Genomic DNA, 19,826 nt, shown 5'->3' on the forward strand with positions numbered 1-19,826 from the left:
TGGGGTCGGTCAGGAGGTGGTGAGGGACACGCCGGCGCGACGGCTGGCGTGCCACGGGATGAGCAGCGCCTCGGCGATCTCGACCAGGACGAACAGGACGATGCCGATGGCGGACATCAGGATCAGGTCGGCGAACAGCAGCGGGGCGTCGAGGTTGCCGTTGGCCAGCAACAGGACGTAGCCGAGCCCTTCGCTGGCGCCGACGAACTCCCCGACCACGGCGCCGACCACCGCGAGGGTGACCGCCACCTTCAGGCCGGCCATGAGGTGCGGCAACGCGTTCGGGAAGCGGATCTTGCGGAAGGTCCGCCAGGGCCCGGCACCCATCGTGGCGGAGAGGTCGAGCAGTTCCGGGTCGGTCGAGCGCAGGCCGGCGACGCCGGAGATGACCACCGGGAAGAACGCGATGAGCACCGCCAGGATGATCTTCGGGGTGAGGCCGAGACCGAACCAGACGACCAGCAGCGGCGCGATGGCGATCTTCGGGATGACCTGTGCGAACAGGACGATCGGGTAGAGCGCCTTGTCCAGGGTGCGCGAGTAGGCGATGGCGACCGCGGTGGCCAGTCCCAGCGCGGCGGCCAGGACGAAGCCGAGCACGGTCTCGTAGAGGGTGACCAGGGTGTGTCGGGCCAACTCGGACCACTGGTCGGTCATCGTGGTCCAGACCTGACCGGGGGTGGGCACGAGGTAGTTCGGCACGTACTCCCGGGCGGCGACGAACCACCAGGCGAGGAAGAAGGCGGCCAGCACGAGCGCCGGCCGCCAGAGCGAGTCGGCGACCGCCGCCGCGCGGCGGCCGAGCGTGGATCGGGCTGGACGGCCTCCGCCGTCGGACGGTCGACCGACCACCGTGGATTCTGGCCCACGGTCGGTACGAACCGGAGCTTCGGTCGAGCGGGGTGACGGCTCGGCCGTGGTGGCTGAATCCGTTTCCCGCTCACCGCTCGCCTGGTCGGCGGCGGTGTGCCGGCCTGCCGTGTCCAAAGAGTTCTCGGTCACGCGAACCTCCTCGGGGCCCGGCGCGGCACCCGGGAGCCGGGCCGGTCGGCGGGGTCAGGCAAACGCTTTCCTGGGAGCGTATGCGGCCTCCAGACGGCGGGCAAGGCCTTTCCTCGATCTATTCGACGCCACCCGGGCCATCAGGTGAAGGCGGCTTACTGGAAACCGGGGCTTCCCTGCCCCTCGGACACCGCGACTTCCCTGAACCCGAGTGGATCAAGAACCTCGCGGTCCGAACTGGACCGCGCCGGCCGAGCTCGCGGCGTCAGCCGGCGGCCGGGTAGGTGTCGAGCAGGCCGCACATCCCCAGTCGGCCGCGCTCGACCGGCGCGTCCACCGCGTACACGCCGGCCCCGCCCAGATACCGCCACTCGCCCCGCTCCAGGGCGTCCAACTGGGTGCCGGTCCCGGCGGCGGCCGCACCCGCGCCGTCCGCCCACCGCCGCCGCCAGGCCGTCAGCAGCGGCCGACGCAGCGCCATCGCCGCCGCGTGGAAGGCCGCCAGCGCCGCCGGACCACCGGCCCGCAGCGCCTGGAAGCCGCTAACGGCAAGGTCCCGTCGACGGTACGCGCTCCGCACGTCCGCCCCCGGCGCTCCCCCGTCCGGCAGCGCCGCGGCCTCGGCGTACGCCTCGGGGTCGGCCAGCACCTCGGGCGGGAAGGTCAGCACCGCGTCGCCGGCCTCGGGCAGACCGCTGTTCTGCATGAGCACCACGATGGACAGACCGCCGCCGTTCACCAGGCGGTGCACGGTGCCCGGCTCGAACCAGACCACCGCGCCCGCCCGGAGCGGGGTCTCCCGGAAGCCCTCGCCGCCGAGGGTCTGCACCGCGCCCTCGCCGCCGGTCACCACGTACCCCTCGGTGCAGCACAGGTGCACGTGCGGGGTGCCACCGACCACGCCGTCCGGCGCCGCCGTGTCGTAGACGCGCAGCCGGGACACTCCGATACCGCCGGGCAGTGCCGCGAAGCGTTCCGACATGGCCGGGCCTCCCTGCGGGAAAGGGCTTTCTCTGCGGTACGGTGACGCTAGCCGGCGCGGCGAAACGCCGTCAACAGACCGAGGGGGCGGGCCATGGCGACCCTGTCCGACGTGGCGCGGCGCGCGGGCGTCTCACCCGCCACGGCCTCGCGCGTCATCAACGGCAGCAGCAAACCGGTCACCGACGAGCTGCGCGAGCGGGTGCTCGCGGCCGTCGCCGAGTTGCAGTACGTGCCGAACGCGCACGCCCAACTGCTGGCCCGCTCGCACCGCAGCGCGGTCGGCGTGATCGTGCACGACGTCTCCGACCCGTACTTCGCCGAGATCACCCGCGGGCTGCAACGCGTCGCCACCGACCAGGGCCGGCTGCTGATGATCTGCAACAGCTACCGCGACCCGGACCGCGAGCTGGAGTACGTGGAGCTGCTGCGCGGCCACCAGGTGGCGGCGCTGATCCTGGCCGGGTCCGGCTACCACGACGAGGCCTTCACCCGGCAGCTCAACGAGAAGCTCGCCGCGTACGAGGCGACCGGGGGGCGGGTCGCGGTCATCGGCCGCCACGAGCACTCCGGCGACGCCATCATGCCGGACAACCGGGCCGGCGGTCACCTCGCCGGCCGTGAGCTCTGCGCGCTGGGCCACCGGGCGATCGGCGTGGTCGCCGGCCCGCGCATCCTCACCACCACCACCGACCGGCTGGCGGGGCTCCGTCAGGCCCTGGCCGAGCACGACCTCGACCTGCCCGAGCGGCGCATCCGGTACGCCGAGTTCGACCGGGACGGCGGCGCGGAGGCCACCGCCCGGCTGCTCGACTCCGATCCGGAGCTGACCGCCGTCGTGGCGCTCAACGACTCGATGGCCATCGGCGCACTCGCCACCCTGCGGGCCCGCTCGCTCGCCGTACCGGGACGGATCTCCGTCGTCGGCTTCGACGACATGCCGATCGCCCGCGACGTCACACCCGCGTTGACCACGGTGCGGCTCCCCCTCGTCGACATGGGGGTCCGGGCCATGTCGCTGGTGCTCGGCGCGGCGGCGCCGACCCCCCGGATCGAGGTGCTGCCGGCCGAGCTGATCCGCCGGGACACCGCCGGGCCGGCGCCGGGTCCACCACGCGCCAGGACGACACCCCGCGCCCGGCGGGCCAACGCCGCCTCGTGACCGGCCCGCAAACCCGTTGTCCCCGCCAACGCGTCCTGCGTAGCCTGCGCCCGTGTTGATCCGTACGTTCACCGACCGGGACTGGTCGCAGGTGTGGCCGATCATCGAGGACGTGGTCCGGGCGCAGGAGACCTTCACCTACGACCCGGCGATGACCGCGCAGGAGGCGTACGCCCTCTGGGTGGAGGCCCCGCCCGGGCGGACCGTCGTCGCGACCGACGGTGATCGGGTGCTGGGCAGCGCGAAGATGGGGGCCAACCGCCCCGGACCGGGCGCGCACGTCAGCACCGCCAGCTTCCTGGTGGCCGCCGACGCCCGCGGCCGGGGCGTCGGCACCGCGCTGTGCCGCGATGCTCTGGCCTGGGCCCGCCTCGCGGGGTACGCCGGGATGCAGTTCAACGCCGTGGTGGAGACGAACCGGACGGCCGTCGAGCTGTACCGGCGGGAGGGCTTCGAGGTGTTCGGCACCGTGCCCGGCGCGTTCCGCCACCGGACCCTCGGGCGGGTCGGCCTGCACGTCATGTACCGGGAGTTCTGACTCCCCCGCCGTACGCTGCCTCAGCCGCCGGTCGCGCCCACGGCCGGGGCCGGCCCGAGTCCCGGTGCGGTGGACGTCGGCTCGGCGCCCGCGCGGCGGATCGGGGTGAACAGCCCGCCGACCGCGACCAGCAGACAGCCGGCGCCGGCCACGAGCGCCACCGTCGGTACGCCGTACCGGCCGGCGGCCCAGGTCAGGATGGCCGCGCCGGCCGGGCCGAGGGCGTAGTGCGTGCTCCAGAACGCCGAGGTGACCCGACCGAGCAGGTGGTCAGGGGTGATCTCCTGGCGCAGTGACATCGAGCAGATCCCGCCGACGCTGAGACAGCACAGGTAGACGGCGGTCAGGGCGGTGACCGTCGGCACGGTCGTCGCGACGCCGACGCCCGCCACCGCGAACCCGCAGATCGCGTGCGCGCCGATCCAGGTGGCGCCGAAGCCGCGTCGCCGACGCAGCGGAGCCACCAGCAGCGCCCCGGCGACCGTGCCCAGGGCCGCCAGGCCGAGGACGGTCCCGACCGTCCCCTCGGTACCGCCGAGGTCGTGGGTCACGTGGTAGATCAGCACGTCGGTGAAGCCGTAGGTCAGGAAGATGAACACCGACAGCAGGGCGGTCAGCGCGCGGAGCACTGGCTGGCGCCACAGGAAACGCGCGCCGGCCAGGAACTCGACCAGCGGGCGTTCCCGGGCCATCGGCGCGGTGTCGGCGGGCTGGGCGGTGCGCAAGCGGATCAGCCGCAGGCCAACGGCCGAGAGGGCGAAGCTGACGGCGTTGACGGCGATGGCGACCGTCGGGCCGAAGCGGGCCGACACCACACCGGCGAGCAGCGGCCCGAGGACGGCGGTCACCGCGAACGTCGCCTGGAGCCGGCCGTTGGCCTCGGTGATCCGGTCGGCGTCGACGAGGTTGCGGACGGCGGTCACCGCGGCGACCTGGAACAGCATGCCGGCCGCCGCGCAGATCGGCAGCACGACGAAGAGCAGCCATACCTGTGGGCTGATGAGCCAGACGAGCGGCACGAGACCGAAGAGGACCAACCGGATCAGGTCCGTGACGATCATCAGCCGACGCCGGTCGTACCTGTCGACCAGCACCCCGCCGAAGATGCCGGCGGCCACGGACGCCGCGCCCGCGACGGCGGTGAGCAGGCCCATCTGCGCCACCGACCCGGTCGCTTCGAGGACCAGCAGCGGCACCGCCAGGTAGGCGAACGCGTTGCCGGCCGCGGAGAGCGTCTGAGCGATCCAGTACGTGCCGAAGGCGCGGTCGCGCCACAGTGGGGTTCGGGGGGACGCTTCGCTCATCCGGCCGAGGCTATCGGTTGCGACCACGGCGGTGGGTACGCGGACGGCCGCAGGAGCGAGTCCCGCGGCCGTCTCGAGGCGTACCGATAAGGGTCAGCCCTGGCGCAGCGGCGCGAGCGCGGTGCTCCAGGCCACGACCTGGTCGAGGGTGGTGGTCAGCGCCGACAGGTGCTGGTCGCCGGGCTTGAAGGTGCTGAAGTTCTCGAAGTCGGTGTAGAGCGAGAGCGCGACCTGCGAGCGCACGTCGGCCATCTGCAGCTCACCGGCGATCAGGCGCAGGTGCTCCACGGCCCGGGCGCCGCCGAGGGAGCCGTAGCTGACGAACCCGACGGCCTTGTTGTTCCACTCGTTGTAGAGGAAGTCGATGGCGTTCTTCAGGGCGCCGGAGGTCGAGTGGTTGTACTCGGGCGTCACCATCACGAAACCGTCGAACGACGCGATGGTCTCGGCCCAGCGCAGCGTGTGCGGCTGGCTGTACTGGCCCATCGCCGGCGGCATCGCCTCGTCGAGGTGCGGCAGCTTGTAGTCGAGCAGGTCGATCAGCTCGAACTGCGCGTCGGTGCGCTGCTGGGCGATCTCGTGGACCCAGCGGGCGACGGCTTCGCCGTTGCGCCCCGGGCGGGTGCTTCCGAGGATGATCCCGATCCTGGTCATGGCTGCGCCTTTCAGTAGTCCGAACTTGACCGCCGGAACGCTAGCCGCTCCTTGCTTCGTCAAGCAAATGACCGTGGTATGAGCACCCTCACACCCACCGTAAGCAATTGCTCAATCAAGCAACTATGCTGGAGAGATGGCCGATCCCCGCCCGGAGGCGCAGCGACCCCTCGATCCCGACGAGGAGGCGCTGGTCCGCGCCCTGGGCCAGGTGATGTACGTGGTGCCACGCACAATCGACGCCGACATGGTCGGCGACCGGCAACTGCCGCTGACCGAGTACACCGCCCTGATGAACCTCTCCGAGGCCCCGGAGCGGCGGATGCGGATGCACGAACTCGCTAACGCCTGTTACCTCTCGTTGAGCGGCATGACCCGGACGATCATCCGGCTGGAGAGCCAGGGACTGGTCAAACGGGAACGGTGCGAGGAGGACGCCCGCGGCTGGAACGCGGTGCTCACCGATGCCGGTTTCGCCCGCCTCGAGGAGTCCTGGCCCAGCCATCTGGCAGCCGTACGCCGGCGGTTCCTGCGCCACTTCGAGGGTCTGGACCTGGCCGAGCTGGCCCGCGCGTTCCGGCGCGCGGGAGCAGCCGACTAGCCGGTCACCGGTCCGCGGTCGGGGCCGGCTCCGTCTGTTCGACCTGGTGGATGAGTTGCTTGAGGTGGGCGATCTCGTCGCGCAGGGCGGCCTGACCGGCGGCGGTGAGAGTCACCCAGGTGCGGGGGCGCTTGCCCTCGTAGCCCTTCTCGATCTGGATCAGCTCGGCCTTCTCCAGGACGGTCAGGTGCTGCCCGAGATTGCCCGCGGTCAGTTGCAGGGTGGTACGCAGGAAGCCGAACTCGACCTGGCGAGCCTGGTGCGCGACGGCCAGGATGCCCAGGCGGACGCGCTGGTGGACCACGTCGTCGAGGCCGTTGGTGGGATGGTCGGTCATCGCCCCGGAACCTCGGCGCGCGACTGGAACAGGGCGAAGGCGGCACTGCCGATCAGCAGCAGCGCCGCCGAGAGGAGCAGGTGCGGCATGAAGAACCACGGCGAGGTCGAGTGGATGACCTGCCCGCCCTGCACCATCACGATCACCAGGTAGACGAGGCTGTACGCCAGCAGCGCCCAGTTGCGTTCGACCCACGCCAGCACCAGCAGCGCCAGCGCGATGACCGCGACGGGACTGGCCAGTCCGTTGACGAGCCACGCCGCCGGCCCGACCTCGATCTCGACCGGGTCGGTCGAGAAGGGGTCGGCGGGGACGGGGATGAGTGGGTGGAACGTCAGCCAGATCGACACGGCGGCCATCAGCACGGCCAACGCGACGCCGACGAGGACGTAGGGGCGGATCGGGGTGCCCACGCCACGGCGTCGGGACTGCCGTACGTAGAAGCCGGCGATCGCCACGTACGCGAGCACCAGCGCGACGGTCCAGTACCCGAGCTCCGCCGGATTGGGCGTCATGCAGACCGTGTGCCCCGGGCGGGATCGGCAGGTGTCGAACAAATCGAGGTAGGGGGCGTACCGGTAGACCGGGATCGCGACCAGCGTGACCACGGCGAAGACCAGCAGCGGAAACCAGGTGCCGCGCTGGGCGACCTGGACCTGGCGGGTCAGGTCGCGCACGGCCGCCAACAGCTCGCGAGGGCTGTCCGCCTGCGGAGCGGATTCGTGTGTCATGAAGTTAGCTTTGCATTGCAGACCTATCCGCGCAAGAGAGTTCGGCAAGATCTCGCGGACTGGGCCGAGACAGCACGAGGGGCGTGTGTCGAAGCCCCCGATTCGGGGTTTCGACACACGCCCCGGCCAGGCCGAGCCTCGACGGTCTAGGCGTTGGCCACCAGCCGCCAGCGGTTGTCGTTGGTTCCGTTGTCGGAGTCCTGCACGGCCTGCGCGCCCCGGGCGGTGGAGTTGTTCAGGATGCCGAGCAGCTTGCCGCTGTTGACGTTACGGATCTTGTAGGTGCCGTCGCCGTTGTCGACGAGCGTCCACCGGTGGTCGGCGGTGCCGTTGTCCGACCACTGCAGGACGCGGGCGTTGTCGGCGGTGGACATGTTCTCCACACCGAGGACCTTGCCGCTGTTGACGTTGCGGAACCGGACGGCGTTGCCGTCGGTGATCATGACCCAGTTGTGGTCGGCGGTGCCGCTGTCGTCCCACTGTAGGGCCAGCCCACCGTCGGCGGTGGACATGTTCTGGATGCCGAGGACCATCCCGCTGCCCACGTTGACCAGCCGGTAACTACCGCCGCCGCTGCTGCCACTGGCGTTCCAGTAGACCGTGTAGTTGAAGCCGTGGGCGTCCTGGAACGGCCCGAGGTTGACCGTGGACCCGTTTGCGGTAGCCGTGAACGCGAGCGAGCTGGTGCTGGTCCGGGCGACCGACGAGACCACGAGCGACGGCAGCGAGTTGAGCGTGGTGTTGCCGTAGTTACCACAGAGCACGCTCGGGCCGTACGTGACAGCGGCGACGCTGGGATTGTCGTTGGCCGCGCGCATGACGACCCGCATGGGCAGTCGTACGGTGATGGTGTCGCCGGCGGCCCAGGTGCGGGTGACGGTGGCGTAGCTGCCCGGCGTCGTGGTGACCGACTCGGCCACACCGTTGACGCTGATGGTCGCGCCGCTCGTCCACGCCGGGATGCGCACCCGGATGCTCCACGAGCCGCTCATCGTGCCGGAGAGCGTGAGCGTGCTGGTGTCGCTCACCGGGTACGTGGTGTTCTGGGTGACCGTGATCCCCCGCTGCGACCAGTTCAGCTCGGACGGCACGAAGAGGTTCACCGTGAGCGTCGTGCCACTGTAGAAGTAGACGGAGTCCATCAACTTCGTGTTGATCTCCAGGCCGGTGCCCTGGCAGCACCAGAACGAGTTGTAGTCGGTGCTCCAGGTGCCACCGCCCCACGCCGGACCCACACCCCGCCGCCCACCGGGCTTGAGCGGGGTGAAGTAGGTGATGTGACCACGGCTGTCGGCCGGGTTCTGCGCGCCGATCAGGTGGTTGATCATGGCGCGCTCGTAGAAGTCGAAGTAGTCGGTCCGGTTCGGGTCGAGCAGCCACAGCTCCCGCGTCAGCTTGAGCATGTTGTAGGTGTTGCACTGCTCGCAGGTGTCGTTGCTCAGGTAACCGGCGATCGCGTTGGGCGCGCGGAAGTGCTCGGCCTGGCTGTTGCCGCCGATGACGTAGGAGTGCGCGCCCACGGTGATGTTCCACGCGTTGCTGGCGATGTCCCGGTAGCGGGTGCTCCCGGTGGCCTTGAACTCGCGGGCCGCGCCGATCCACTTGGGCACCTGCGTGTTGGCGTGCAGGCCGTTGAGCTGGTCCTGGTTGTTGGCCAAGGGGTTGAACACCGCGGCGTGGTCGAACCGCTGGGCGGTCGTGAGCCACCGGCTGTCACCGGTCATCTGGTAGATGTCCGTCAGCACGTCGTTCATGCCGCCGAACTCGGTGCCGAGCATCGACTGCATCTGGCTGGAGCTGAGCCGGGACGTGCGGGTGTCGACCCAGCCGGCGAGGGCCAGCAGCACCGTACGGGCCTGGGTGTTGCCGGTGTAGCGCCAGACGTCGAGCAGGCCGGCGAGCGTCTTGTGGATGCAGTAGTACGGCACGTTGCCGTTGGACAGGGTCCGCGCCTCGAGCGCGGAGAAGTCCGACTCCGGGAAGCCGGAGAGGTAGCCCGCGCCGAACCCGGCCGCGCCGTTGTTCGCCTGGCACTTGGCCATCTCGGCGACCATGTAGTTCGCCTTGTCGCGGCAGGTGGTGTCGCCCAGCACCGCGTAGGCATGGGACCACGCGGTCAGGAAGTGCCCCTGCATGTGCGTACGGAACGGGAAGTTCGGCGCGTCCCACCCACCGTTGGTGGCGGCGCCGTTGGTGGACAGCCGGTGGTTGGCGCGGAAGTTGTAGAGCATCCGGTCGACGTCGACGAAGCGCAGGTAGTTCAGGGTGCGGTTCTGGTTGTCCAGCCAACGGCCACTGGTCAGTCGTACCTGACCGGGGTCGAAGGCGTAGGCCGCGACGCCGATGTCCGCGCGCGCTGGCGGGACCACCGCGGCGGCGGCGGGGCCGGCGCCCAGCGTCGCGGCGCCGGTCGCGGAGACCACGGCGGTGGCGCCGGCGGCCTGCAGAACGCGGCGTCGGCTGAGGGGCAGGGACGACATGGGACCTCCAAATGAGCGCTACCGGCGATGGGGCGGCAACCGGGCGGGACGGGCTCGGCAGGATGCAGGGGTCCGAACGTTAGCGTTCACATCCGTGTTCGGCATGTTACGGCCGGACCACGCACAGATTCAAGGTTCTAACTATTACGGCTCCCTGTGCACCATGCCTGAGCTGGCAGATCAGGCGCGGCGACACCGGTGCGGTAGGGGTCTCCACCTCGTGTTATCGATAACACCGGTGGATCTCCGCAGGGTGCGGCCACCGTCGGCGGGCACCGAAACGGGATGCGCGCCGACCGTCGCCGCTGGTGGAATCTCGGGATGAAGCACGATCTTGTACGTCCACCGAAGGCACGCCCCGGCGACCGGATCGCGGTCCTGTCGCCGTCCTTCGCCGCCGCCGGCGCCTTTCCCGAGATCCACGAGCAGGCCATGCGCCGGCTCGCCGACGTGACCGGCCTCGTCCCGGTCGAGTACCCCACCACCCGCACGGTCGGCGCCAGCGCGCAGGCCCGCGCGGCGGACATCAACGCCGCCTTCGCCGATCCCCGGGTACGCGCGATCCTGGCCGTCGTCGGCGGCGACGACCAGATCACCGTCGTCCCCCACCTGGACGCCGACCTGGCCCGCGCCGACCCGAAGCCGTTCCTGGGAACCAGCGACAACACCAACCTGCACCAGTGGCTCTGGGGGCTCGGCATCTCGAGCTTCTACGGCGGGTCGTCCCAGGTGCACCTCGGGCCCGGTCCCGCCGTGGACGACATCCACGCCCGCTCGCTGCGCGCCGCGCTGCTCACCGGCGAGCGGTTGGAGATCACCGACCCGGGCGAGTCCGAGGACATCGGGGTTCCCTGGGACGATCCGCGGGCGTTGCAGTCGTTCGGGGAACGCGAGCCGACCGAGCCGTGGAGCTGGTACGGGCCGCGCCGCACGGTCACCGGACCCACCTGGGGTGGCTGCCTGGAGGTCCTCCAGTGGCTCCTCACGGCGGGGCGCTTCCCGTTCGGACCGGAGGTGCTGCGCGGCGGCGTGCTGATCATCGAGACGTCGGAGGAGCTCCTTCCCGCCCGCGAGGTCGGCTGGATCGTCCGCGCGCTCGGTGAACGCGGTCTCCTGGCCGCCGTCGACGCGGTCCTGGTCGCCCGTCCCCCGGTCTCCGACTTCGACCGCCGGCCCGACGCGGCCGAGCGGGCGCGGCTGCGCGAGCAGCAGCGCGACACGGTCGTGGACCAGATACACCGCTACAACCCCGAGGCGGCCGTCTGCGTCGGCGTGCCGTTCGGCCACACCAGACCGCAGTGGATCCTTCCGCACGGCGGCCCGGTCACCGTCGACGGTGCGCAACGCCGGATCTACGCCGACTACCGGTAGGCGAAGGGTCAGCCGATCCGGAGACCGTCACGTACGACGCGTGGTTGCCGTGCCCGGCGGGGAATGATCACTTGATGCTGACCAGTTCCAGGAAGGCCCGGACAACTGGTCAGCATCAAGTGATCGCGATGAAGACGGAGGGCGTCAGCGGGCCGGGGCGTGGGCGGCCAGCGGATTGGTGAGGGTGCCGACGAACTGTAGGGCGGCCGACGGATCGGCCAGGTCGATCATCTGCTGGTTGTCGCGGAGCTGAAGGCGGTTGAGGCAGGACAGCGCGAACTCGGGAGCGAACAGGTCGTAGTGGCGTACGCGCTCGGCCAGGTGCGGCACCCGCGCGAAGTAGTCGGCGGCGCAGGCCGCGACCGTGCCCCAGAACGCGTCCTCGGCGAGCACCCCGGCCCCGACGAGGACGGCGTTGAGGTGGCGCAGGAAGCAGTCGACCACGTCGGTGAAGATGGTCAGCAGCTTGGTGTCGTCGGGCACCTCGACCCGGATGCGCTCCACCTCGGCCGGCAGCTCGACGTCGGCGCTCAACACCGCGATCTCCTCGGCGATGTCCTTGAAGATCACCCGCTGGACGGTGTCGTGCTCGTCGAGGACCAGGATCACGTTCTCGCCGTGCGGCATGAAGGCCAGGTCGTGGGCGTAGAAACTGTGCAGCAGCGGGGTCAGGTAGGCGTCCAGGTAGCGGCGCAGCCACACCTCGGGCGCGAGGCCGGACCGGTCGATCAGCGCCGCCGCCAGCGAGCCGCCGTCGTCGTCGACGTGCAGCAGCGCGGCCATCGTGGACAGTCGCTCCCCCGGGGCCAGACCCGGCACCGGGCTCTCCCGCCACAGGGCGGCGAGCATCTTGCGGTACGGGGAGGTCCGCTCGGTGGCCGCCTCGTACTGCCGGTGGCGGTAGCCGACGGCGGCCCGCTCCCGGATGACCGTCAGGCCCGTGCCGGTCAACACCTCGTCGTTGGCGATCAGGTCGGCCAGCCAGTCGTTGATGGCCGGCGTGGCGGCCATGTACGCGGCCGACAACCCCCGCATGAAGCCCATGTTCAGCACCGACAGCGCGGTCTTGACGTAGTGCCGGCCCGGCTCGCTGACGTTGAAGAAGGTACGGATGGACTGCTGCGCGAGGTACGAGTCGGGGCCGGGGCCGAGGTGCACGAGCCGGCGTTCGGCCAGCTCCCCCGCGAACGTCACGGCCAGCTTGTTCCACCACTGCCAGGGGTGCGCCGGGATGAGGTGGTAGTCGGCGAGGTCGAGCCCGTTCTCGGCCATCGTGGCGGCGAACCGGGCCCGGGTCGAGGCGTCCAACTCGCTTTCGATGAGCGCGTCGTAGTCGAGGTCGGCGGCGCTGCTGAACGTCGAGTGGTCCCGGTGCGCGGCCAGCCACTCCAGGCGTACCGGCGTGGCGGCCTCCGGGGCGTAGCGGTGGTACTCGTCGACGCCGAAGCCGAGGCGGCCGTTGTTGGCCACGAAGCAGGGGTGGCCCTCGGTCATGGACGTCTCGATGGTCTGGAAGTCCGCGCCGGCCAGCTCGGCGGCGCTCGGCGCGGACTGGGCCAGCTTGTACGCCGTACCCGCGAGGGTGGAGGTGATCTCTTCCAGGTAGACGGGCAGCACCCGAGCGGAGAGCCCGAGGGTGCCGCGCAGCTCGACGATCAGGTCCACCGCGTCGGGTGGCAGCGCGACGCCGTCGCGGTGCCGGGAGATGCTGTCGGCGTCGATCTGCCAGTGGGCCAGGGCGAGCACCCGGGCGGCGAACCGGTAGGTGACGGATTCGTCGTCGCTGCGGACCTCGTACCACTGCCGGTCGTCGGGGCCCGGCACGGGCGCCGGGGTGAGCAGCCGCTCGTGGGTGAACTCGGCGAGCGCCTTGCGGACCAGCATCCGGTTGGCCCGCGCCCAGCGCTGCGGGGTGAGGTGCGCGACCGGGTCGCCCGGGGCGGCCGGGCCGGCGACGGTCGGCGAGGTGGGGACGGCGGTGGTGGTCACGCCGGGTCTCCTTCTGCTGCGGTGGCGGCGGCCGGCTCGGTGGCGGCCTGGAACTGGGCGCGGGTGCAGACGCTGAGCAGCGCCTCCTTCTCCGGTTTGGTGATCGGACCGACGACCTCGAACCCGACGGCGGCGTTCAGCGCATGCACGGCCGTGTTGCGCACGTCCGGCTCGACCACCACGCGCGCCGTCGCCGGGTCGGCGAAGAGCCAGGCCATCACGGTACGGATCACCGCGCGGGTGAAGCCGTGCACCGGCGTGCCGGCGGGCGCGCACAGGAAGTGCATGCCCACGTCGCCGGGTTGGTGGTCGTAGAGGCCGACCAGCTCCACGTGGGCCGGGTCGTAGCGCTCGGCCAGGAACGCCGGACTCCCCCGCCAGAGGCCCAGGTACGCGTCGTGGTGCGGGTGCTCGGCGATGCGCCGGTACTCGTCAACGACCTGGGCCTCGTCGGTGTCCTGCATCAACCAGAACGCCGACTTCGGGTGGGTCACCCAGCCGTGCAGCACCAGGGCGTCGCCCTCGGGATCGAGGGTACGCAGGGCGAAGTCCCCGAGCCGGTCGTCGGCGCGGGTGAAGACCACGCTCACGACACCACCCCGAACTCCTGGAAGGTGATGCTCTTCTCGATCGGGTAGTGCTCGCGGCCGAGCAGCTCGCGGATGATCCAGGAGTTGCGGTACGCGCCCATGCCCAGGTCGGGTGAGGTGATGCTGTGCGTGTGGGTGCCCGCGTTCTGTAGGAAGATGCCCCGCCCGTCGTGGTCGATGCTGTAGTTGCGGGCCACGTCGAAGCGGCCGTGCGCGTCCCAGCGGATCCGCTCGCGCACCGGTTCGAGGAACGTCGGCACCCGGTAGTGGTAGCCGGTGGCCAGGACCAGACCCTCGGTCCGCAGGGTGAAGTCCCGCTCCTGCTCCACCTGCCGCAACCCGAGCGTGTACTCCCCGTCGTGGTGGGTGGCGTCGACCAGCTCGGTGTTGGTGATCAGCCGGGTGTTCACCGGACCGTCGACGCTGTGCGCGTAGAGCAGGTCGAAGATGTCGTTGATCAGGTCGGCGTTGATCCCCTTGAACAGGCCCTTCTGCTCGGACTCCAGCCGGTAGCGGGTCTCCTCGGGCAGCGCGTGGAAGTAGTCCACGTAGTCCGGTGAGGTCATCTCCAGCGTCAGCTTGGTGTACTCGAGGGGGAAGAACCGGGACGAGCGGGTGACCCAGTTGAGCTGGTAGCCGTACCGGCCGATGTCGCCGAGCAGGTCGTGGTAGATCTCGGCGGCGCTCTGCCCGCTGCCCACCACGGTGATGCTGCGCCTGGTCCGCAGCGCGTCCCGGTGCTCCAGGTAGCGCGAGTTGTGCACGGCGTCCCCGGCGAGCCCGGCGACGGCGGCCGGCAGGTGCGGCGGCGTGCCGGTGCCGAGCACCAGGTGCCGCGCCCGGTACTCGACGCTCTCGGACCCGCCGGTCGTGGCCCGCACCACGTACCGCCCGTCGGCGCTGTCGTACTCCACCGTGGTCACCGTCTGACCGAAGCGCAGGTTCGGCAGCTTCGCCGCCGCCCACCGGCAGTACGCGTCGTACTCGCTGCGCAGCGGGTAGAAGCTCTCCCGGATGTAGAACGGGTAGAGCCGGCCGATCTCCTTGAGGTAGTTCAGGAACGAGTACGGGGAGGTCGGATCGGCGAGGCTGACCAGGTCGGCGATGAACGGGGTCTGCAACCGGGCGGACTCCAGCAGCATGCCGGGGTGCCAGGCGAGGCTGGGTCGAGCCTCCAGGAACACCCCGTCCAGCTCGTCGATCGGCGCGGTGAGACAGGCCAGGCCCAGGTTGTACGGGCCGAGCCCGATGGCGACGAAGTCGTGGGTGGACATCTTCTACTCCAGGCGGGGGTTCGGGGTCAGCCGACGGGGCAGGTCAGGTCGGCGGCGACGGTGTCGCGCACGTACCGCCCGGCATGGCCGGCGATCAGTTCGAGGACGTGGCCGACGTCGTCGACGGTGGTGGCCGGATTCAGCAGCGTGAACTTGAGGAAGTGCCGGCCGTCCACCCGGGTGCCGGCGACCACGGCGAGGCCGGAGGCGGCCAGCGCCTCCCGGGCGTACAGGTTCGCGGCGTCGGCCAGCTCACGGCCCGGACCGGTGGGCAGGTAACGGAAGACCACGGTGCTCAACTGCGAGCGGGTCACCACCTCGAAGCGGGGGTCCTCGCTGACGAGCTGCCAGGCGTCGGCCGCGGCGTCGACCACCTCGTCGAAGAGTTCGCCGAGCGCGTCCGGGCCCATCACCCGCAGGGTCAGCCACAGCTTCAGCGCGTCGAAGCGGCGGGTGGTCTGCAGGCTCTTGTCGACCTGGTTCGGAATCCGCTGCTCCACCATTCGCGCCGGGTTGAGGTAGTCCGCGTGGTAGGTGGCGTGCCCCAGCGTCCGCCGGTTTTGGACCAGCAGCGCGCTGGAGCTGACCGGCTGGAAGAACGACTTGTGGTAGTCGACGGTCACCGAGTCGGCGCGTTCGATGCCGTCGAGCAGGTGCCGGCGCGTCGGCGAGACGAGCAGACCGCAGCCGTACGCGGCGTCGACGTGCAGCCAGACGCCGGTCTCCGCGCAGACCTCGGCCAGGTCCGCGAGCGGGTCGATGGAGCCGAAGTCGGTGGTGCCGGCGGTCCCGACGACGGCCATCGGGACCAGTCCGGCCGCCCGGCACCGGGCGATCTCCTCGCGGACGGCGGCGGGCTGGACGCGTCGCCGCGCGTCGGTGGGCACCGCGATCACCGCGTCCGGGGCGAGGCCGAGGAGCTTGGCGGACTTCTGGACGCTGAAGTGCCCGGCGACGGAGGTGAGCACGCGCAGGCGGGGCAGCAGGTCCAGGCGTGCCGCCGGGGTGGTCGCGGCGAGGCACGCCTCCTCCCGGGCCAGCAGCAGCGCCTGGAGATTGGACTGGCTGCCTCCGCTGGTGAACACGCCGTCGGCGTCCGGACCGAGGCCGATCCGGGCGGCGGTCCAGTCGATCAACCGACGCTCGATGAGCGTCGCGCCGGCACTCTGGTCCCAGGTGTCCAGGGAGGAGTTGACCGCGCTCAGCACCGCCTCGCCGAGCAGCGCCGGGATGACCACGGGGCAGTTGAGGTGGGCCAGGTAGCGGGGGTGGTGGAACCAGACGGCGTCGCGCAGGTAGACGCTCTCCAGCTCGTCCAACGCCGCGCCGGCGTCGCCCAGGGGCCGGTCCAGGTCGACGCCGTCGACGAGGGGGGCCAGCTCGGCCGGAGCGATTCCGGTGGTGGGTCGGTCCACCGTGGCGACCCGCCGGGCGACCCGGTCGACGCCGTCGGCGATCACGCGCCGGTACTGCTCGACCGACCCGTCGTGCAACAGGTGGGCGCGGGCCCCGGCGGGCGCTGTGGCCGGTGGTAGAGCGGCCGGTGCGCTGCGCGGGTCGCTCTCGTCGGGGTACGTCGGCACGCTCACGGGATGTCCTTCCACGTTCTGACGATGGGCAGCCGGAACCCTCCCCCGGCGTGTGGGCGCGCCGGGGGCCGTGCTGCGTTCTGGTGGGACTGCGGGTCAGGCGGTGGCGCCGGCCAGCGCCTCGGCGCGCAGGTCCTCCTCGGAGAGCCCGCGCCGCCAGTAGCCGGCGAAGGTCACCCGTCGACGGTCGAAGCCGCGCTCGCCGACCAGGTGCCGGCGCAGCGCCCGTACCACGCCTGACTCGCCGGCGATCCAGGCGTACGGCGCGACGGCCGGAAGTCGGGCGGCGCGCAGCGCGCTGACCAGCAGGTCGCTCCCGGGCGCGGTGCTGCCGCGCACGATCCAGCGGATCTCCGCGTCGGCCTCGGTGGGCAGCTCGGTGATGTCGGCGGCGTCCGGGACCTCGATCCAGGCGCGGACCCGGGTGCCGGCGGGCAGCCAGGCCAGGATCCCGGCGGTGGCCGGCAGCGCCGTCTCGTCGGCGGCCAGCACCACGAGGTCGGTGTCGTCCGGCGGGCGGAAACAGACGCTGCGGTTGTCGTACACCGCCGGACCGAGCAGCAGCACCCGGTCACCGGACACCGCCAGGCTGGCCCATCGCGAGGCGGGACCGGTGCCGCCGTGGCCGACGAAGTCGATGTCCACCTCGCCGGCCGCCGGGCGGTGCTCCCGGATGGTGTACGAGCGCATGACCGCGCGGACGTCCGGCGGGAGGGCCCGCCAGGCGCCGAACCAGTCCTCGCCGCGCTCGACCGGGACGACCGGGGCGTCCTGACCCGGGTGCGGCAGGAACAGCGAGACGCTCTGGTCCCGGCCGCCGCCGGCGAAGTCGACCAGCTCCGCGCCGCCGAAGGTGACCCGGATCAGCGAGGCCCCCACCTGACGGGCCCGCACCACGTGCGCGGCGAAGAAGCGGTACTGCAGGGCGACGGGTGCGACGGTGCTCGTACTCATGGCGTCAGCCGACCTTCTTCGCGTTCCGGATGGCGGTGGCGAGGTTCTCCAGCAGCGGCGCGGCGCCGGCGTACGAGAAGCGGGGCACCGCGTCCCACGGCGTCACCTGGTTGGCCCGCACGGCGGGGAGCTGCGTCCAGGTCGGCTTGGCGGCGAGGTCCTTGGGCTGCAACGCGGTGCTGCGGTTGTCGAGCAAGATCAGGTCGGCGGGGAACTTGCCGGCGTTTTCCCAGCTCAGCGCCTCGAAGTAGTCGCCGGCTTCGAGCTTGGTCGGCACCACGATGTCGACACCCAGCTCGGCGAAGTACATGAGGTCGGTGCTGACCTTGGGGTTGGAGACGTAGAACAGGTCGGGGCTGCCCGAGCAGGCCATCACCCGGATGCCCGGGTTGGCCTTGACCGCCTGCCGGACGGCGTCGGCGGCGGCGTCGAAGCGGGCCTTCGCGTCGGTGACCTTCTTGGCGGACAGGTCGGCGCCGAGCGACTGCGCGAGCGCGGCGTACCGCTCGATCGGCTTGGTCATCGGCACCCGCGCGGTGGTGATCGCGACGCTCGGCGCGAGCGGCAGGATCTTGTCCTTGCTCTCGTCCGGCACGTACCAGAGGGCGTCCGGGTCGTACATGTGGGTGACCAGCAGCTCGGGGCGCAGGGCCGCGTACTTCTCCACGCTGAACTCGCCCCAGGTGTTGCCGAGGATCTCGACGGCCTCGACGTTCAGATCACCGGCCTGGGGATCCTTCGTGCCATCGGCGCGCTTGGTCTCGCCGAACACGCCGACAAGCTGCTTGTCGAGACCGAAATCGACCAGTGCCGCCGCCACGCCGGTGAACGCCACCACGCGCGCCGGGCGAGCCGCCGCCTCGACCTTCTTGGTGCGGTCGTCGGTAAACGACCAAGGGCCGGCAGTGTTGTCGCTGCCCGTGGGTTTGGCGGAGTCGTCCTTGCCGCAGCCGGCGAGCAGCGCGGCCAGCGTGGCGGCGCCGCCAGCGGCCAGCAGGCCACGACGGGAGAGGCGACGGGCGGACAGTGCATCGGGCATGGTGTCGTCTTTCGATCAAAGGATGGCCGGGGTCGACCGGGACAGCGGGGTTAGGTTAGCCTAACCTCGCTCGTTGTCAACAGCGGTTCGCCGTGTCGCCACACCCCGGAGCCCACACTGGACGCCACACCCACCGTCACCAGTCCGACACCATCGGTGCCGGACGCGTCGACGGCCCCCGCACCGAAGCGACGCCGGGCGACCCGCGCCGCCGGCCTGCTCGCCGCCGTGGCGCTGCTCGGCGTGATCCTGGTGCTCAGCATCGCGGTCGGCGCGAAGTCGCTGCCGCTCGCCGACGTCTGGTCCGGGCTGCTGCACCGCGACGCCACCGAGTACGCCGTGGTGCACCGGATGCGCCTGCCCCGCACCCTGCTCGGGCTGCTCGCCGGTACGGCGCTCGGCGTGGCCGGCGCCGTGATGCAGGCGCTCACCCGCAACCCCCTCGCCGACCCCGGGCTCCTCGGCATCAACGCCGGAGCGTCCGCCGCCGTGGCCACCGCCGCCGCCTTCCTGGGCGTCACGGCCATCGGCGGGTACGTCTGGTTCGCGCTGCTCGGCGCGGCCCTGGTCACCGCGCTGGTCTACGCCGTCGGCGGTGGGCGCGGCGCCACCCCGGCCCGGCTCGCGCTGGCCGGCGCGGCGCTCAACGCCACCCTGTACTCGTTCGTGAGCGCGGTCATGCTGCTGGACACCGCCTCGCTGGACCGGCTGCGGTTCTGGACAGTCGGCTCGCTGGCCAGCGCGGACGCGGCGACGGTGGCCCGCGTGACGCCGTTCATCCTGGTCGGTCTGCTGGTCGCCCTCGGCGCCGCCCGTCCGCTGAACGCCCTCGCGCTCGGCGACGACGCGGCCCGGGCGTTGGGCGCCCGACCGGCCGTGATCCGGGCCGCCGTGATCGTCGCGGTCACCCTGCTCTGCGGCGCGGCGACCGCCGCCTGCGGTCCCATCGTCTTCGTCGGCCTGCTCGTGCCGCACCTGGTACGCGCGCTCACCGGGCCCGACCTGCGCTGGCTGCTGCCGTACTGCGCGGTGCTCGCGCCGGTCCTGCTGCTCGGCGCCGACGTGCTGGGCCGGGTGCTCGGCCGCCCGGGCGAACTCCAGGTCGGCATGGTCACCGCCGTGCTGGGCGGCCCGCTGTTCCTCTGGCTGGTCAGCCGATCACGGGTGGCCGCCCCGTGAGCGCGAGGAGTGAGCCGGTTTTGCGAGCCCCGCAGTCGCGAACTGAGATGG

Annotated in this window: 18 protein-coding genes; 5 read left to right on the forward strand and 13 right to left on the reverse strand. The window is 71.4% G+C overall.

Annotated elements, in window-relative coordinates:
* Positions 1-9: 9 nt before the first annotated feature.
* A complete protein-coding gene (locus ABZ272_RS10930; protein ID WP_355049721.1) occupies positions 10-1,002 on the reverse strand; it encodes an ABC transporter permease in 993 nt (330 codons plus the stop codon).
* 265 nt (positions 1,003-1,267) lie between these two features.
* On the reverse strand, positions 1,268-1,984 hold the full coding sequence (locus tag ABZ272_RS10935) for a cupin domain-containing protein (protein ID WP_355049722.1): 717 nt from the start codon (positions 1,982-1,984) through the stop codon (positions 1,268-1,270).
* Between the two features lie 93 nt (positions 1,985-2,077).
* On the opposite strand from ABZ272_RS10935, the gene ABZ272_RS10940 reads away from it, so the two are divergent.
* Together ABZ272_RS10940 and ABZ272_RS10945 are read left to right on the forward strand one after the other, a co-directional pair.
* A complete protein-coding gene (locus tag ABZ272_RS10940; RefSeq protein WP_355049723.1) occupies positions 2,078-3,145 on the forward strand; it encodes a LacI family DNA-binding transcriptional regulator in 1,068 nt (355 codons plus the stop codon).
* Between the two features lie 52 nt (positions 3,146-3,197).
* Positions 3,198-3,683 (forward strand): GNAT family N-acetyltransferase, encoded by a 486-nt coding sequence (locus ABZ272_RS10945; RefSeq protein ID WP_355049724.1) that lies wholly within the window; start codon positions 3,198-3,200, stop codon positions 3,681-3,683.
* A gap of 20 nt (positions 3,684-3,703) precedes the next feature.
* On the opposite strand, the gene ABZ272_RS10950 is transcribed toward ABZ272_RS10945, so the two are convergent.
* Together ABZ272_RS10950 and ABZ272_RS10955 are read right to left on the reverse strand one after the other, a co-directional pair.
* Positions 3,704-4,987: an MFS transporter gene (locus tag ABZ272_RS10950; RefSeq protein ID WP_355049725.1), complete on the reverse strand. Its 1,284-nt coding sequence runs from the start codon at positions 4,985-4,987 to the stop codon at positions 3,704-3,706.
* A gap of 93 nt (positions 4,988-5,080) precedes the next feature.
* Positions 5,081-5,641, reverse strand: coding sequence for an NAD(P)H-dependent oxidoreductase (locus ABZ272_RS10955; protein WP_355049726.1), 561 nt, complete (start codon positions 5,639-5,641; stop codon positions 5,081-5,083).
* A 136-nt stretch (positions 5,642-5,777) separates the two neighbouring features.
* Here ABZ272_RS10955 and ABZ272_RS10960 point away from each other — a divergent pair, with 136 nt between their 5' ends.
* Positions 5,778-6,242 carry a MarR family transcriptional regulator gene (locus ABZ272_RS10960; RefSeq protein WP_355049727.1) on the forward strand — a complete coding sequence of 155 codons (465 nt, stop codon included), beginning with the start codon at positions 5,778-5,780 and terminating at the stop codon, positions 6,240-6,242.
* Between the two features lie 4 nt (positions 6,243-6,246).
* Here the strand turns inward: ABZ272_RS10960 and ABZ272_RS10965 are convergent, their stop codons facing one another.
* From ABZ272_RS10965 to ABZ272_RS10975, 3 genes are all read right to left on the reverse strand, one after another.
* Positions 6,247-6,579: a transcriptional regulator gene (locus ABZ272_RS10965; protein WP_355049728.1), complete on the reverse strand. Its 333-nt coding sequence runs from the start codon at positions 6,577-6,579 to the stop codon at positions 6,247-6,249.
* Positions 6,576-7,310 carry a hypothetical protein gene (locus ABZ272_RS10970; protein ID WP_355049729.1) on the reverse strand — a complete coding sequence of 245 codons (735 nt, stop codon included), beginning with the start codon at positions 7,308-7,310 and terminating at the stop codon, positions 6,576-6,578. Before ABZ272_RS10970 ends, ABZ272_RS10965 begins: the two co-directional genes overlap by 4 nt.
* 146 nt (positions 7,311-7,456) lie before the next feature.
* A complete protein-coding gene (locus ABZ272_RS10975; protein ID WP_355049730.1) occupies positions 7,457-9,790 on the reverse strand; it encodes a beta-L-arabinofuranosidase domain-containing protein in 2,334 nt (777 codons plus the stop codon).
* A gap of 321 nt (positions 9,791-10,111) precedes the next feature.
* Between ABZ272_RS10975 and ABZ272_RS10980 the strand changes: the two genes are divergently transcribed.
* A complete protein-coding gene (locus ABZ272_RS10980; RefSeq protein WP_355049731.1) occupies positions 10,112-11,161 on the forward strand; it encodes a S66 peptidase family protein in 1,050 nt (349 codons plus the stop codon).
* 144 nt (positions 11,162-11,305) lie between these two features.
* Here the strand turns inward: ABZ272_RS10980 and ABZ272_RS10985 are convergent, their stop codons facing one another.
* The 6 genes from ABZ272_RS10985 to ABZ272_RS11010 form a co-directional block, all read right to left on the reverse strand.
* Positions 11,306-13,045 carry an IucA/IucC family siderophore biosynthesis protein gene (locus ABZ272_RS10985; protein WP_355049905.1) on the reverse strand — a complete coding sequence of 580 codons (1,740 nt, stop codon included), beginning with the start codon at positions 13,043-13,045 and terminating at the stop codon, positions 11,306-11,308.
* 101 nt (positions 13,046-13,146) lie between these two features.
* The gene (locus ABZ272_RS10990; RefSeq protein WP_355049732.1) at positions 13,147-13,740 is read right to left on the reverse strand and encodes a GNAT family N-acetyltransferase; all 594 of its coding nucleotides are present in this window, start codon (positions 13,738-13,740) and stop codon (positions 13,147-13,149) included.
* Entirely contained in the window at positions 13,737-15,014 is a 1,278-nt protein-coding gene (locus ABZ272_RS10995) for a SidA/IucD/PvdA family monooxygenase (RefSeq protein ID WP_355049733.1), read from the reverse strand. Before ABZ272_RS10995 ends, ABZ272_RS10990 begins: the two co-directional genes overlap by 4 nt.
* Before the next feature lie 26 nt (positions 15,015-15,040).
* Positions 15,041-16,510 carry an aspartate aminotransferase family protein gene (locus ABZ272_RS11000; protein WP_355049906.1) on the reverse strand — a complete coding sequence of 490 codons (1,470 nt, stop codon included), beginning with the start codon at positions 16,508-16,510 and terminating at the stop codon, positions 15,041-15,043.
* A 189-nt stretch (positions 16,511-16,699) separates the two neighbouring features.
* Entirely contained in the window at positions 16,700-17,557 is an 858-nt protein-coding gene (locus ABZ272_RS11005; RefSeq protein WP_355049734.1) for a siderophore-interacting protein, read from the reverse strand.
* 4 nt (positions 17,558-17,561) lie between these two features.
* Positions 17,562-18,596 carry an ABC transporter substrate-binding protein gene (locus ABZ272_RS11010; RefSeq protein WP_355049735.1) on the reverse strand — a complete coding sequence of 345 codons (1,035 nt, stop codon included), beginning with the start codon at positions 18,594-18,596 and terminating at the stop codon, positions 17,562-17,564.
* 228 nt (positions 18,597-18,824) lie between these two features.
* Between ABZ272_RS11010 and ABZ272_RS11015 the strand changes: the two genes are divergently transcribed.
* Entirely contained in the window at positions 18,825-19,775 is a 951-nt protein-coding gene (locus tag ABZ272_RS11015; RefSeq protein WP_355049907.1) for an iron chelate uptake ABC transporter family permease subunit, read from the forward strand.
* Positions 19,776-19,826 lie beyond the last annotated feature (51 nt).

Origin of the sequence: Micromonospora sp. NPDC005979 (assembly GCF_040614415.1) — a bacterium.
GTDB lineage: Bacteria > Actinomycetota > Actinomycetes > Mycobacteriales > Micromonosporaceae > Micromonospora.

What these genes read in the sequence shown, in the direction of transcription:
- ABZ272_RS10935 (WP_355049722.1), bottom strand. Translation starts at nt 1,984, where the DNA reads ATGTCGGAACGCTTCGCGGCACTGCCCGGCGGTATCGGAGTGTCCCGG.
- ABZ272_RS10955 (WP_355049726.1), bottom strand. Translation starts at nt 5,641, where the DNA reads ATGACCAGGATCGGGATCATCCTCGGAAGCACCCGCCCGGGGCGCAAC.
- ABZ272_RS10940 (WP_355049723.1), top strand. Translation starts at nt 2,078, where the DNA reads ATGGCGACCCTGTCCGACGTGGCGCGGCGCGCGGGCGTCTCACCCGCC.
- ABZ272_RS10970 (WP_355049729.1), bottom strand. Translation starts at nt 7,310, where the DNA reads ATGACACACGAATCCGCTCCGCAGGCGGACAGCCCTCGCGAGCTGTTG.
- ABZ272_RS11005 (WP_355049734.1), bottom strand. Translation starts at nt 17,557, where the DNA reads ATGAGTACGAGCACCGTCGCACCCGTCGCCCTGCAGTACCGCTTCTTC.
- ABZ272_RS10985 (WP_355049905.1), bottom strand. Translation starts at nt 13,045, where the DNA reads ATGCTGGTCCGCAAGGCGCTCGCCGAGTTCACCCACGAGCGGCTGCTC.
- ABZ272_RS10975 (WP_355049730.1), bottom strand. Translation starts at nt 9,790, where the DNA reads ATGTCGTCCCTGCCCCTCAGCCGACGCCGCGTTCTGCAGGCCGCCGGC.
- ABZ272_RS10995 (WP_355049733.1), bottom strand. Translation starts at nt 15,014, where the DNA reads ATGTCCACCCACGACTTCGTCGCCATCGGGCTCGGCCCGTACAACCTG.
- ABZ272_RS10950 (WP_355049725.1), bottom strand. Translation starts at nt 4,987, where the DNA reads ATGAGCGAAGCGTCCCCCCGAACCCCACTGTGGCGCGACCGCGCCTTC.
- ABZ272_RS10965 (WP_355049728.1), bottom strand. Translation starts at nt 6,579, where the DNA reads ATGACCGACCATCCCACCAACGGCCTCGACGACGTGGTCCACCAGCGC.
- ABZ272_RS10960 (WP_355049727.1), top strand. Translation starts at nt 5,778, where the DNA reads ATGGCCGATCCCCGCCCGGAGGCGCAGCGACCCCTCGATCCCGACGAG.
- ABZ272_RS11010 (WP_355049735.1), bottom strand. Translation starts at nt 18,596, where the DNA reads ATGCCCGATGCACTGTCCGCCCGTCGCCTCTCCCGTCGTGGCCTGCTG.
- ABZ272_RS10980 (WP_355049731.1), top strand. Translation starts at nt 10,112, where the DNA reads ATGAAGCACGATCTTGTACGTCCACCGAAGGCACGCCCCGGCGACCGG.